The organism is Candidatus Pantoea bituminis, from assembly GCF_018842675.1.
GTDB lineage: Bacteria > Pseudomonadota > Gammaproteobacteria > Enterobacterales > Enterobacteriaceae > Pantoea > Pantoea phytostimulans.
This window is the reverse complement of record NZ_JAGTWO010000001.1, coordinates 320,976-335,462: the sequence shown is the minus strand read 5'-3', so window position 1 is coordinate 335,462 and position 14,487 is coordinate 320,976. Positions and strand designations below refer to the sequence as shown.

The window sequence follows — 14,487 nt, the reverse complement described above, 5'->3', positions numbered from 1 at the left end:
GACAAGGTTCATATAAGGCTTAGGGGCAGAGAAAGGCTAAGGTGGGTAAAAAAGGAAGGATTGAGGAACGCCGCAGAATATCTCTGAAATAATCTTTCCCCTGCGTCAGTAGGCGACATTTCACTCTATAGCCACGTTGAGCAGCAAGATTTGAGATTGAATTTATTAGGGGTTTACGGCGTGACTTGTCGGTCCGCTCTTCGCTCATAGCAATCTGAGCCACCCCATCAGGCTACCTTTTGCCAGCAGCGGACATAGCGATTCAGTGATTCAACACATTCAGGCCACAAGTAAGGCATACTCACCGCAAACGGGTTTACCTTCAGGGGCCTCTAAAACAGATTATTTAAGCAGGGCGAGCTTGCTTTCAATAATATTGAGGGTGAATTCTGAAGACTTCTCGAAGCTTGCATTTTGAGCAACCACTTGAATCCCCTCAAGAATGAGCGTTATCTCTTTTGCCAGAGATTCAGGGTCATTTGCACCAGCCTTGGTACATAAAGCCTCCAGCCGCTGATATTGCCTTTTTTTATGACTGATTATCATTGCGCGTACATCAGCATACTGATCACCTATCTCTGCCAACGTGTTGGTAAAGGGGCACCCTCGCTGGGAGGTGCCAGAGAGATTGTCGATAACAAAACGTACGAACCCGCTAATTTGTTCAGCCGCACTATCAGCATGACTTTCCGCCAATTGATCTAAAACGTGGCTGTAATCTTCGATTAACAACCCGATCCACTCCGATACCAGCACTTCCTTGGATTCAAAATGACGATACAGCGTCATCTTCGTTGACTGCGCTTTTTCTGCAATGGCATCAACGGTAACGCGAACTATTCCTTCCTGATAAAAAAGTGCTTCGGCCGCCTGAAGAATGCGATCTCGGGGAGGCAGGCGTGGCTCGTTGACTCTGGGCATCGTAAATTCCTGGTTGCAATGATACCGATTGGTATCATACGATACCGATTGGTATTAAAAGATACCACCAAGTATACCCTACACGGGCTTATCTGTCTTACTCAAAACACTGGAACGTTTATGAACTTATCTGACTACACGTCTTTTGATGCCATCGGTCTTGCTGAGCTGATCAATAAAAAGAAGTTAGCCCTGCCGAAGTATCATCCGCAGCCATGCGGGCTTATCAGGCCGTAAACCCTGATGTTCACGCTGTTATAGAATGCTGGGAAGGTGAAAAATACAATCAAGCGGGGCCAATGACTGGCGTGCCGATGCTGGTTAAAGATCTGGGTATTTCCGTCGCCGGGCGCCTCAATGAGCTCGGCAGCCGTCTCGCAGCTGGCATGGTTTCGCCTCATGATTCCCATCTAACCGTAAAAATGAGGCAGGCAGGCTTGGTTCTTATGGGGCGAACCACCACGCCTGAGTTAGCTGCCAGTATTACTACCGAACCCCTGTTTAATGGCGGTACACGAAATCCATGGAATAGTGATTTTAGTGCCGGTGGATCGAGTGGCGGTTCAGCTGCTGCCGTCGCTTCCGGTATCGTTCCTGCTGCACATGCTACAGATGGCGGTGGCTCTATTCGTATCCCGGCATCAGCAAACGGCCTGTTTGGATTAAAATCCAGTCGGGGCCGGATCAGTATGGGACCTGATGTCGACGAAATCTGGTCGGGACTCGCCGTGCATGGTTTTGTCTCCCGCTCGGTACGCGATAGCGCTGCGCTTTTGGAAGCCGTTCAGGGAAATATGCCGGGAGATCCCTTTAACATTGACCGCTCCACGCCTGGATTAGTCACAAGCGTTGAGAGCGACCCGGGCAATCTCAAAATTGGCGTTTTAACTCATCCTCTTAACGGTAAACGAAGCACACCGGAAGTCGTGTCTGCAGTTGAACAAACCGTCAAGCTGCTGCTGGCACTGGGCCATCAGGTGGAAGAAGTCATGCCAGACATTGGGCTGAGCTGGGATGCATTTGTGGAAATGAATGCGTGTTTCTGGGCGGCAAACTCAGCAGGCTGGATCGATGCGCTGGCTTCAATGAACAATAAGCCCATCAATACCGAAACCCTCGAACCTTCTAACCTTGCCCTCTGGAAACTCGGTCATGAACTTAAGGCAACTGAGCTTGTTGGGGCAATGCACATGAGAAACACCGTTACGCGAAAGATGGGGGCATTTTTTGGGGAATACGATATGTTGCTGACCCCGACTTTGCCTGACGTTCCTGCGAAGTTGGGTGCCTTTAATCGCGGTCAGGATAAAATGGATGGCCGCGATTGGCTACATCATGTTTTCAGCCAGACGCCCTTCACAGCGTTGGCTAACGTGTGCGGAACGCCAGCCATGTCGATTCCACTGGGTTTCTGCGAATCAAACCATCTGCCAATCGGGATGCAGTTCTTCGCAGGATACAACTGCGAGCATGCACTACTCAGTCTTGCCGGTCAGATTGAACGTGCGCACCCTTGGCGTGGACGGCGTCCGGAGATCTGGGCAGGTGCGTTGCCAAACTGAAAATGCAATTTTTCCGTTAATAGATAGATTGCGATATACGTAGCGGCGCGTCGCGCAAAGATAGATTTATTGTGCGACCGCTTCTCGTTCATAGCAGACTCGGACTAGTACCTGACCGCTTTGTGCCAAACTAAAGGCGGGGACAAGCCTCACCCTAAGTCGGCAAGACCGTCTTTACAATGTCAGATACCTATCGGTTGATAGCCCTGCCATTCGGGTTGATCACGACTTCCTGAATCGCAGGGAGCCAGATGAATAAATAACCCCCTACTTTTTCAAGTAACAAACAATCGTCAACATCTTTCAAATTATCCTTATGTTGATGATCGACGCCACAGAGCAACGTTTGTAGTGCTTTGTCTTTGGCACCTTGTGCATTTTCAGCGACAAACAAATCGAATTCATGTAACTCTGCTAGCCTGTCAGGTCTGTAACCGCCTGCGTTTACGAAAAATAACTTTTTCGTAAATTGCGATGGTTCAGCAGAGAGCTTGACGGAATATCCATCAGCCCAGGTAATACGGCTGTAGCCGTCAATATGAATTTTATCACTATCACCAAACCATGCTTCCCGCAGAGCAGGCCAAGCATCTTTTGGTTCTTTGGCTGCAACAAACTGGATGTCATGCACTTCAATATTAGATTTACCGGCGTTTCCACCGATGTAAAACATATACAGATTCATTGAACCCCTCTTTCAGTATCCTTATCGCTATATATTTCACTACATAACGATTTGCACTGCAACTACCTAAAAAAGATAGAGTTGGTGTTCGGGTGATCTTTCATACCGGCATCCGTTAGCTTTGTAATTAAGATCGCAGACAGAATATCCGCTTTTGCTCGCGTAAGACGGCTTTGTGCCAATAGCGAATGTCTGAGAAGCTTCTAACGTCATTTCTTATACATTTTTTGCTTAGCTATGCTTAAGCGCAGGATTCATTTGCGAAATTCAGCGCATCTTTCTGAGGCGGGAAATATGCGCTGAAGCGCTCTACGGTAATGCGCCGAACGGGCATTAGGGTAAACGACACCATGGTGAATCACAGACAAGGGCAGAAAGCGAAGCCGGCTATCCTAATCACGTAACGGCCGCGTTGTGGGCTCAAAAAACTGATATGAACTATCACGGCATGCTTTCGCTTGATACATCGCTTTATCGGCATTTTCAAATAACATCTTGGCCGATGTTGTCCCAAACCGTGCAAGGCTGATGCCAATCGCCGCTCCGATCGGTACTTCCAGACTATTGATAGAAAATGGCTCTTTCAGGCTGTCAATGAGGCGCTGGGCGATTATGGACGCCGCCTCGCGATTGTTGCACTTCGCTGCGACCACAAACTCGTCTCCGCCCAGGCGTGCCACAGAGTCGCCCGGGCGCATGCAGCGTTGTAGCCGTTCGCTTACCTGCTGCAGCAAGGCATCCCCAGTCGCGAGTCCCATCGAATCATTGACAGTTTTGAACCCATTCAGATCGATAAACAGGACTGTCGTGTATGCCAGATCTTCGCCCTGCGAGAGCATGCAGCTAACCTGGTCATTGATCCAGGCTCGGTTAGGCAACCCGGTCAATGTGTCGTGGGTGGCCAGTTTCTCAAGTTTCTGGATCTTTTCCTTGTCACGCGTAATGTCGCGCGAAATCAACACGGCACCGATGTTGTTGCCTGTGGAAGGATCGCTGACGCCGCAGGCCTTGGTGCCAAGTGTAATGTAGTGCCCATCGCGATGTTGCTTGCGCACCTCGACTACGTCCGGCCGCACGCCACCATTGAAGAGATGTACCAGTACATCCGTGGCGGATGCGCGGTCGTCGGGATGCAGGAAATCTACGACCCGTTGGCCTGTCATCTCATCGGCTGACCAGCCTATCATTTTGCTATAAGAAGGCGAGATCGACACGTATCTGCCGTCCGTGTCGCAATGGGCGATCAGGTCGGTGCTGTTTTCAATCAACAAACGGTATTCCGCCGCCGTGCGCAGCGCGTCTTCAAGTGCTTTGCGCTGCCCGGTTATATCAACAATGAAGCCGCTGTACTGCAGATGAGGAGCACTAGGTTGGCAATCCGGCAGGCCTGAAACAATCACACGCCGCGTTGTTCCATCCAGACAATGGATGGGTACTTCGAGATGAAAAGGTGTCACAAATTCCAATGCCGCAGTAAGTTGCTGCGCGATCTTAGCATCATCATCAGCCTGTGCGAGCTTCAGCCATGCACTTAGCGTGACGCCTTTCAGTGCGGGCATTAGGCCCGCAGGGCTTTCCTGACTGGCGATGCATATGCCTTGTGCGTCCATGGACCAAACGGCGGAAAGGGTAGGTTTGATCACAGTGTTCATGGTGGTCGGATCCGTTGTTTGCTGACAATACTGAACAAGCTCGATACTGGTCATTACCGACCTTTTGATCGCCGTAATTGCTGCCTCAGAAACTTGGGAAGTGCGTCGGTAAGAGGTTCTCAATTTCGCGAATGTCAGTCATGAGCGGTGGCTGACACTGTAGCTTGATCAACAGCACTTCTACGGTGCCATTTTGCCCGCAGAAATGAGCGGGAAATTCTCTATGACGAATACAAGGTCAGAAGGAGTAGTCTACGTTTATCGGCTGATTTACCCATGATCTTTAATGAAACCTGCATCCTACAACTGGCCTGGCCCCGGCCATATATGACATCTGTTGATGTCAGTATAGAAGTGAACACGGCTTAAACGCCTGCAAGGCATTATCGGCTGGCTGATAACCCAGTACCTCCCTGGTACGTGACAGATCAAATCGCTTAAACCGGTTATTTGAAATTAGGATTAGATTGATCCTTCTTTTTCAATAACAAGAACGCGTGCTATTCCTTGCGGATGAGCAATGTGTTCTGTCCCTTCACTTGCATAAAAAATATCTCCTGTTTTCAGCTCCCTGCTTTTAATTTCCCCGTTTTCTTTGTAAAACATTTCAACACAACCATCCATAACAGCAAAAACCTCTTGTCCGTCATTGATATGCCATTTGTAAGGCTGATCGGTCCAGTGAAGTTTTACGCTGATATTATCGAAGCTGGCAACATGTTGAGAGTCCCAGGCTTTTAAGCCAGTGAATTCTTTACTGCAATAAAAATCCATATATCCGCCTTATGCAGAAGTGCTTTAATCTCATCAACATAATGATTACCAGACAGGATTCATTAATTCTATACTCTCGACATCTCTTGTCCTGATCTGTCCTTCATACGTCCGCTTTTCGCTAATAGCCAGTATTATGCTGTGTGTTCAATCGGTCATGCTCGGCCACCTTTTTTAAAGATAGCCATGCGTAACCCGCTGAACTTACCGTTGATCGTTTGTCTTAAAAGCACTCAGTTTTTGGTTCTGCATAAAACAACTGTGCCTCGCCCTACATCGCCCTTTCTAAAAACTCAATAAAGGCTCGGACTTTTGAATTAAGTGCCGAACGTTCGTTGACGCAGGCATAAATATTCATCGGTAAAGACTCTATTTTGCTCTCACCACGGTGGCCTGAGCAGAACAAAGGCATGAGTTGACCATTGTTTATCAACGGCTGAGCAACAAAGCTTGCCAGTCGGGCAACGCCTCCTCCGTTTGCCGCTATTTTTGCAATGATATCAATATCGTCACTAATGAACGTGGGGTTGAGTTTCGCGTTAACCGGTTGGCCATTGATCATAAAAGTCCAGGGTAGAAAACGACCATCTGTGGGATAGCGGAAAACCAGACAGGCGTGCTGGCTAAGTTCTTCGGGAGTTTGAGGGATGCCCGCATGGTTCAGATAAGCAGGGGCCGCACAGAAGATAAACGGTAACGATGCGATTTTCCTGGCAATCAGTTGATCGTTCAGCTGTGCCTCAATGCGGATACTGACGTCGACGCCTTCCAACCGATGGTCGACGTTGCGATCGGTACTAATCAATTCGATATTAATATCAGGAAAAGCGTTTTGAAAAGCGGGCATCAGTGGAGCGAGAACGTAACGACCAAACGCAGCCGTCGTAGCGATACAAAGAGGACCCTGCGGTTTGGTTTCAAACGCTGCAGCCTGCGAGGCGATTTCGATATCATGGGGAATATGGCGTACTTTCTCGAAATAACGCTTACCATTTTCGGTGAGTGTCATGCTACGTGTGGTGCGCGAAATCAGGCGCACACCCAAATGGGTCTCAAGCCGAGAAAGGCTCTGGCTAACTGCCGCTGGACTCATACCTTTAGCGCGTGCCGCCGCTGCAATACTGCCGTTCTCCACCACGCGGATAAAAGTGCTAATCAGCCCTAACACGTCCATATCATCCCCAATGCTTGATTCGTTACTTTTACTTAGTAATGATTAAAGCATAACCGCTCTACCCTCGTCCTCGTTAGGTTGTTAGGTTAGTCGCTGTTTCGCTAATCTTTGTTAAAAGGGACAACTCGATGACTCATTCAATCGCTAAAAAAACAGCAAAATTCCGCTTACCCAAGCACGCTTCGCCCTACATATTTGCTCTTTATATGGCAACCATCATGGCGTTTCTGATGAGTTTGGTCATCACTCTGGCGGAATTTGGAAGGGGGCCGCATTACATGACAAATGTGATGAATGCTTATCAGGTTGCTATGCCAGCGGCCTTTGTTTGCATACTCGTTGTACGTCCGATTGTTATCCGACTTGTAGGATTGACCGTTCGCGGTCACTGAGGGATTTAATCCGCCTATTTCGGCATCTCACATTAAGGCTTGCGAGTCCGATCCTCGCTCACAGCGGAAGGTGCGTCCGCGTCCGGCTGCTTTGTGCCAAAAGTGGACATAACACGTTCAAAAAGCAAAAGCGGTGAACAGACGGCTGTCTAGGAAGTTAAAGAAGAAACCAGACTTGATGTGCATTCGTTGCAATGTTTGAAAGTTTTCTCTGGCGGGGATCCGCTTCTGGTTCTTAGCATACGGCGCTTCGCTCAGCCGTCCGCTTCGTGCCAGAAGCGGTCCTTCACAATGTTTGCGCCATGTAGCCTATCGAACGGCTGCTTCGGGGCAATTGTAGCCGCCCACACGTAGAGTAAGTGTCAGCTTGTAATGCACATGGGCGAGCATCGATCGGCACATTTACTGTAAAAATCGTCCCCGTTATTCAGCACTGTCAACAGTTACATTACCGCCGTGATTTTCGGCATCACTTTGAACAAAGGGTAATCCACGTCGCAACACCTTGTGCCCATCGAACGATCTATTTACTGACTTTGCTTACATCGACATCTGTTGGGCGGACTTTAGGTGCTGCTCAACAACTGGCGTGTGCGCGTCGGCCAGGGCCTTCACATCCGGATCCTTGATCTTCCTGGAGTCACTCTGCAGCGTCGACAGCACCATCTTATGGTCCTTAGTGCCGGCGTTTTCCATATACATTTTGTCAAATGCGCCGCCGCTCTGCTTTTCCAGCTCGGTGGCCATAGCCTTGTGCTTGGCGTCTGGCTCAGTCGGCAGTGCTACACCCTTTTGCTGGGCGACCGTCTGTACTTTGGTCAAGGCAGCGCCGTGGTCGTCGACCATCTGCTTAGCGAATGCTTTGACTTCACTGCTTTGGGCCTTGCTCAGCGCGATTTTGGCGGCGGCGATTTCATTAATATTAGCTTGCGCCATGTCCTTCAACGCTTTTACGTCGTCGGAGCTGAGCATGGTGCGCGATCCGGTCTGGCCAGCGGCACCATTCTGCGCGGCGCTCGTCGGGGTCTGGGCTTGCACGCCGACAGAGCTGAACATAGCTGCCACTACCGTTACGGCTAGCAGGGCTTTCAAGGTTTTACTCTTTTGCATTTTGCTCTCCTGATGGTCATGGGTAAGGTTAGCACCCGGTAATTAACCGTGCGCAGCCTCGTATGTAAGTGACTACTGCAATGGTCAGTATAGTGGAGCAACGATGTGAGACAGCAGTTTACGCTCATTGTCCTCAACGCAGGACGGCAGGATATGACGGAAGCGAAGAAGCGGAAACTGCACAGCGCGGAGTTCAAGGCGAAGGTCAGATTGGAGGCATACCGCTCACGAACGCGCGCAACTGCTCCGGTGGCTACGTGAAGCCATAACGTCTGCTGCCCGCCTGTCGGAAAGTAGGGTTTAGCCTCACGAGCTGGCGGCGCTGGAATGGGCGGACTGAAGCCCGTCGCCCCACAGCGATCTGTCCTTATTCATTGAGTCTATTGGGAAAATGCTCTTGCCTCTCTCCCCAGTAATAGGGGCAAGCTCAGCTGACAATTTTTTCAATCACATAAGATGACTATGAAGAAAGGGAAATGCTTTTCCGGTTAGAAAAAATCGCTACCAAGCCCGAGACGAATGGATCCAAGCTGATTTTACCGACCTGATGTCGGGCCTGAGGTTGTGAACAGCGAAATCCCTGCTTCTGGCTCCTAAAACGACGTGTATTAGCCCATCTATAAAAGCGCAGGAACTTCTTACCGGGCTGATACGACCTATCCAAACGGGCTTATTCGTAAAAAAATCTTAACTCTGAACGCAGTCAGTCGATGTGTTATCCAAATCAGCTCTGTTTTTTTGACGGAATAAGATCATAGGCATAACTGCGACGAAATATTCCGCGCAGGCGGTCATCTCAGCGCGGCATATCGGCTCGCTACGTCCTCATATTTAATGCCTGTTAGAAGATAATAGATATTGTCCAGCAGCCCTTATGGTTAAACTACCGGTCGATGCGAGGCAGGCAGAAACCAGCTACTCTGTTTTGACGAAAGCGTAACAGGTCGCAGCAAGGCTCATTTCAAATATCAATAACGCGCTGTTACGCGATAAATATTAAACACTATTTTCAGAGTGGATTTTTAGCTAACAGACACCCCTCTTCAGAAAAGGCCACATGAATCTCCGGACAGGATTCAGCATAAGCCAAACTGCCCTCTCCGTATTTATTTTCCCGGAAAATCTACGACATCAGCAACCATGACATCGATTGCACTTTTTAAGTCATCCCTGCTTATCTGAGACTGACTGTTAGAAGCTTTACCACCGTACGCTTTTCTGACTACTTTTATGACCGGCTTATTCGTCGTGACGTCTGTCAATACGGCTTCGATAAAAGATAAGTGTGCTGTGAGCGTTTTCCGGTCATTGTCCCCGCAACAACGGCCGTCACCGGAAGAAGCTCATAAACCTGAATACTGACTGGTTTCTGCCACATTCAAAAAAACCAGAGAGCGTTAAAAATTCTAATGGCGCTCAACTTTTATTCGAGCTTCTGTGGAATAATCATCTTTCCCCCGGGATATGATTGATAACGCATTGCCAGTTAAATTCATTAAGAATTATAAGACACTTATCATGTTGCAACTCTAACAAATATCATCTTATTAAAACAACAACCTACAGCGGAAATTAAGAAAGCAACAGTCATGCGCCGAAAAATTTAACTCAACCTGTCTTTATCTTAAATTTATTTCTTCTGAAAGTTCTAAAAACCTATAACCTTTAGCACTCTAAAATATATAACCTCATTCAATACTGGCTAATCCCCCCAAAGTTGTTCTTCTTTTACTAAGGCTATTTGCGACGAATCCCCTTTTAAGCAGTAGCTCATATGCTCTGAAGAAATCACTCATCACAAAAAGGAAAAATAAATTTAATGCCTAAGGCAAAAGCCTGAAGCTGACTATATATTTATCCTTGTAATTAATATTAACTTCATACTAAACCAGACAGGAGAGTTATCAGATGAAAATATTCATTTACGCTATAGCCGCGTGCGTTTTTTCATTTAGCTCATTTGCGGCAGAAATGATGCCGAAAAATGATTTTGAAAAGGTGCAGGGGCAATATGAAAAGGTTGGCAGCATTTCAACTTCAGGTGAGACCAGTGCAGCCGATGCAAAGACTGAGCTTTCTGAACTTGCCGATAAGAAAGGCGGAGATATTTATGTCCTGACATCCGGCAATACCAAAAACAAAATGCATGCTACTGCAGATGTTTATAAGAAAAAGTGAATTCGGAGAAAGACACCCGGTGCGTAAGCACGGGTTTCCCAGTCTAAAGGGTGCCCGTGCTTATAGCGCCTTGAGCATGAAGATTACCCCTCTTGAATGATTCGCGGCAGTATCAGCCTAGCGGCTAGAAATTTCGCAGGCAGGAATTTATTTTTTCAATTTCTATCCGGAACCGATGAAACACAGGCTGGTTATCTGGGGAAGTCAATACCAGCTACAGCCCTGAAGATCTCATGGCGTTTCTGTTAATGCCTTTGTCTGACTGGCTCCGCAAGGAAGAAAAGGAAATTTTACGGATACGCTTTATGACGTGCCTTCACAGTATGACGCAACTGCTTAAGTCCAGACTATACGATGAGCATACAAAACCCCTGCTGACAGTGATAACTGTTGAAGCATTACCCGTCTCCTGGCATTCCCGAACTTGTCGGAGCGACCAATATTGGATTAGAGCTAAGCTTCTAACACTTGAACAGAATGACTTGCATCGCTCAACATACCGTGAGCCTCAGGTCTGCTTTTCGCTCATAGCGGTCAGACAACGTTCCTTATTTCCTGCTTTATGCCAGAAGCGGTCCTTGCTAACACCATGCTGAGTTAATCTATGGGTGCAGATCATCCTCTTTAAGCAGGAACAAAAAAACCTATCCAGAAAAGCACGTACCCAGGATTAGAAGGCTAGCGCTAAGGCCACAGGACGGTAATGTTTGCCGCTCCGCGGTAGACTCAGAAATTATCGGAGTCAGCTCGCCTCGTCCCCGGCATGGCTAGGCCATAAAACTCGAAATCATCCCTTTTCCTAAGCCGATCATTCAGACTATTGCTTTACTTCCATTCATTATCAAAGACGAGAATGGCAATATTTCAGTTTCCTGTTCTTCAATGCTGAAGGGTCATCGAAATTACTGGTCTGAACATTTGAATTAACTCCCGCTTACTGTAATGCTCCGATGTACCCTGTTTAATCAAATAGTGGGATGAGGCATAACAGCAAAGGCGAGAGGCGACGTGACAGTCGTGTTTATTACAGGCCAACAGGGCCATCGTCGTACGAATTATTCCTCCGTGTATTGGCATTGCTCCTGACGAATACTTTAGATGACACTGGTATTAATACTAAAAATAAGCAGCCCCCGCGCATAAATTTAACAGGCCGTTGATGATGCGCTTGCTCATTCGCTTTTTTATGATAAATGCATGTGAATTCATGCTGGTGACACCCAACTCAAAACCTGTGATCGCCATTCCATTTATCGCATTACCTGCCCATAAAACACTAAAAATAAGTGGAATCATTATTTATGAAATACTGCCACTAATCTGATTCATTCAAAAAAACTTTCCTATTTTTATATAAGCATTCACACTAACAACTCAACAAAATGACGCGAATGGTTATTTAGATAAAAAGAAAAACCCAACAATAAATAAAGAAATTATTCATAACAAAGGACCACTTTATCCAAAAAATCATAGATTAAATTTACAGACATCAAAAAACTATGTTTACGTGAGAAATAAAATGTACTCTAACGCGATATGGATTATGCTAGAAAAGTCAGTTAATATAATCGGCTTGATATATATTAATTCGCTTATGGCAAAGTACATTGGGCCAGAAAACTTTGGCAAAATAAATATTTCTACATCTATTTTTATTTTTGTGCAAACGCTATCATGGTTTGGTGGTCAGAACATTATATTTAAACGCATGAGTGAAAATACAAAGTCTGGAATCGCCATGGCGATACACACTCAAAATCTACGGCGTATTTTCTTTATCGTATCATCAGGCTCAGTTTTAATTTATCTCTATTTCTTTACTGATTTAATTGTATTTTTATTTGGCGTGGCCAACTGCATTGCCACATACTATATTGTGATGGACTTTTTTTCCATTTACAACAACACTCAATTAAAATCAAAAATAAATACAATTACGAATGTAATTGGGTTATCTCTCGCCCTATTAATTAGATATTATATTGCTCACTTTAAAATGCCGGTTCACTACTTCACAATACCTATTGTCATTATCCCTCTCATACCTTACATTATGCGCTTAATTTATTTTAAGTACACGACAAAAATAAAAGAAAACAGTAAGGTGGCTGGCATATATAATCGTCACATGTTATACGCTGGTGGTGCTTTAATCTTATCAAGCTTATCAGCAGATATATACACTCAGATATCCAGCATTTTTTTAACTAAGATAATGTCTTACTCTTATCTGGGAATTTATAGCGTAGCGTTAACAATAGGAGGTGCTTGGTCGTTTATTGTATTGTCATTAGTAACCAGTTTTTCTCAAAGATTTATAGTGAAAAGAATGAAATAACCGTTGAGAAATTACTCATTAAAATAAACAGAATCGTGATTCTATTATCACTTATTGCTTTAGGTGGGTTCTATCTTTTTGGAGGTTATTTTATACATTTACTCTATGGCGATAATTACATGGATTCGGTTAACATTATCCCCATAATAATCATTGGCACAATGTTCTCTTCATTAGGGACAATTTGTTATAGATATATGATAAAAGAGTCTGGGTATAGTTACCTGGCTAAAAAAATGATCTTATGCTGTATATTAACAATACCATTATCCTGGTTAATGATTAGTTCATTCGGGATTAATGGTGCTGCATATTGTTTTTTAACTGTAGAGATACTCTCTTGCACTTTACTTAATTATTTCTTCAGAAATAAAACAATCATCAAAATGCATCTTAACATTTTCAAAACGAGATAATTTAAATGAAAATGATAAAACACACAGTAAAATCAGCTTTAAACATCTATGCTAATATCTCTCCAAAGTTTTGTGCTAAAGCTCATTACTATATTAAGTTTAAGAAAAAACTTAACTTAACAAACCCCACCAACTTTAACGAAAAAATACAGTGGCTTAAATTCAACGAACTGAATGGTGATATTTACACCATGTGTGCTGATAAATATAAAGTAAGGGAGTATGTTTCATCTAAAGGGTGTGATGAAATCCTTAATGACTTATACGGCGTATACGATAACCCACAAAGCATTGATTATAATACATTACCTGAAAAGTTTGCGCTAAAATGCAACCATGGAGCCGGTTATAATATAATATGTGATAATAAATCATCAATAGACATTGAAAAGACAAACAGACAACTAAATAAATGGTTAAGACAGGATTTTTCTAATCTTTTTATTGAGCCTCAGTATAAAAAAATAGAAAGGAAAATTCTGTGCGAGAAGTATATTGAAAATGAAAGCGGTGGCTTTCCTGATGATTACAAATTTTACTGTTTTAATGGAAAACCATACGCGGTAATGGTATGCATAGGGCGAGAAAAGGGAATACCTAAGTTTTACTATTTTGATATGAACTGGAACCCTTTACCTTTCGAGGATACCATTGAATTAATAAATAAAAAACGTTTCCCAAAAATGCCTGATGGTTTTAATAAAATGAAAGAGTATGCTGCAAAATTAGCTTCTGACTTTAAGTTTGTCCGAGCTGACTTCTACCTTCTAAATAGCAAGGTAATATTTGGGGAGCTGACATTTACCCCTTCAGCGGGACTAGATGTAACATTACAGGAAGCAGACTTTATTTTAGGAAGTCAGCTAAGATTATAGAGAGAAAGGTGATAAATAGATTTACAAGTGGAACAGAAAAATGCGTTTCCATTTACTCTGTCAGAACACAGTGATTTCAGGTAATAGGCAACGATTGGGGATAACACTAACATATTGATATTACTACTATCATTCATAGACATATAACTATGACGGTCAGGCTGATGGCCACAATTCAGCAATTCAGCGGCATGCCGCCTTTGTTGAGAAAATTAAAAGGTTGAGCTCGCTCAAAAATGGCGTAGTAGCTTCATTTTCATCCAAGGCTGCGCCATTACCTTTATAAACGTCTTAGGTAAAATACATTCGCGAAAAATTTAAAGAGGACACACCTAAAAAAAGACATGCAGTCATATAAAACATAAGCTTAAATAACCCGTTATTCCATAATGAAAAATTTCTCGTTA

General features: G+C 44.8%; 10 protein-coding genes and 1 pseudogene. 5 read left to right on the top strand and 6 right to left on the bottom strand.

The features are described from left to right. Positions 1 to 342: 342 nt before the first annotated feature. Positions 343 to 921, bottom strand: coding sequence for a TetR/AcrR family transcriptional regulator (locus tag KQP84_RS01725; protein WP_215844959.1), 579 nt, complete (start codon positions 919 to 921; stop codon positions 343 to 345). A 314-nt stretch (positions 922 to 1,235) separates the two neighbouring features. Between KQP84_RS01725 and KQP84_RS01720 the strand changes: the two genes are divergently transcribed. Beyond that, positions 1,236 to 2,483 carry an amidase gene (locus KQP84_RS01720; RefSeq protein ID WP_252515106.1) on the top strand — a complete coding sequence of 416 codons (1,248 nt, stop codon included), beginning with the start codon at positions 1,236 to 1,238 and terminating at the stop codon, positions 2,481 to 2,483. A 182-nt stretch (positions 2,484 to 2,665) separates the two neighbouring features. Here KQP84_RS01720 and KQP84_RS01715 read toward each other — a convergent pair. From KQP84_RS01715 to KQP84_RS01700, 4 genes and pseudogenes are all read right to left on the bottom strand, one after another. Next, positions 2,666 to 3,168 (bottom strand): annotated as a pseudogene (locus KQP84_RS01715) (DUF1543 domain-containing protein). 392 nt (positions 3,169 to 3,560) lie between these two features. Continuing rightward, a complete protein-coding gene (locus tag KQP84_RS01710; protein WP_215844988.1) occupies positions 3,561 to 4,820 on the bottom strand; it encodes a diguanylate cyclase domain-containing protein in 1,260 nt (419 codons plus the stop codon). A 462-nt stretch (positions 4,821 to 5,282) separates the two neighbouring features. Beyond that, entirely contained in the window at positions 5,283 to 5,594 is a 312-nt protein-coding gene (locus tag KQP84_RS01705; RefSeq protein WP_215844958.1) for a cupin domain-containing protein, read from the bottom strand. A 271-nt stretch (positions 5,595 to 5,865) separates the two neighbouring features. Further along, positions 5,866 to 6,768 (bottom strand): LysR family transcriptional regulator, encoded by a 903-nt coding sequence (locus tag KQP84_RS01700; RefSeq protein ID WP_215844957.1) that lies wholly within the window; start codon positions 6,766 to 6,768, stop codon positions 5,866 to 5,868. Between the two features lie 128 nt (positions 6,769 to 6,896). On the opposite strand from KQP84_RS01700, the gene KQP84_RS01695 reads away from it, so the two are divergent. Continuing rightward, positions 6,897 to 7,160, top strand: coding sequence for a DUF2798 domain-containing protein (locus tag KQP84_RS01695; protein WP_215844956.1), 264 nt, complete (start codon positions 6,897 to 6,899; stop codon positions 7,158 to 7,160). A 540-nt stretch (positions 7,161 to 7,700) separates the two neighbouring features. Here the strand turns inward: KQP84_RS01695 and KQP84_RS01690 are convergent. Beyond that, the gene (locus KQP84_RS01690; protein WP_215844955.1) at positions 7,701 to 8,270 is read right to left on the bottom strand and encodes a DUF4142 domain-containing protein; all 570 of its coding nucleotides are present in this window, start codon (positions 8,268 to 8,270) and stop codon (positions 7,701 to 7,703) included. Positions 8,271 to 10,178: 1,908 nt separating this feature from the next. On the opposite strand from KQP84_RS01690, the gene yahO reads away from it, so the two are divergent. The 3 genes from yahO (at position 10,179) to KQP84_RS01675 (ending at position 14,080) form a co-directional block, all read left to right on the top strand. Next, on the top strand, positions 10,179 to 10,448 hold the full coding sequence (gene yahO / locus KQP84_RS01685) for a DUF1471 family periplasmic protein YahO (protein ID WP_215844954.1): 270 nt from the start codon (positions 10,179 to 10,181) through the stop codon (positions 10,446 to 10,448). Positions 10,449 to 11,970: 1,522 nt separating this feature from the next. Then, positions 11,971 to 12,789 carry an oligosaccharide flippase family protein gene (locus KQP84_RS01680; protein ID WP_252515105.1) on the top strand — a complete coding sequence of 273 codons (819 nt, stop codon included), beginning with the start codon at positions 11,971 to 11,973 and terminating at the stop codon, positions 12,787 to 12,789. A gap of 421 nt (positions 12,790 to 13,210) precedes the next feature. Continuing rightward, positions 13,211 to 14,080 carry an ATP-grasp fold amidoligase family protein gene (locus KQP84_RS01675; protein ID WP_215844953.1) on the top strand — a complete coding sequence of 290 codons (870 nt, stop codon included), beginning with the start codon at positions 13,211 to 13,213 and terminating at the stop codon, positions 14,078 to 14,080. The last annotated feature ends 407 nt before the right edge of the window (positions 14,081 to 14,487 follow it).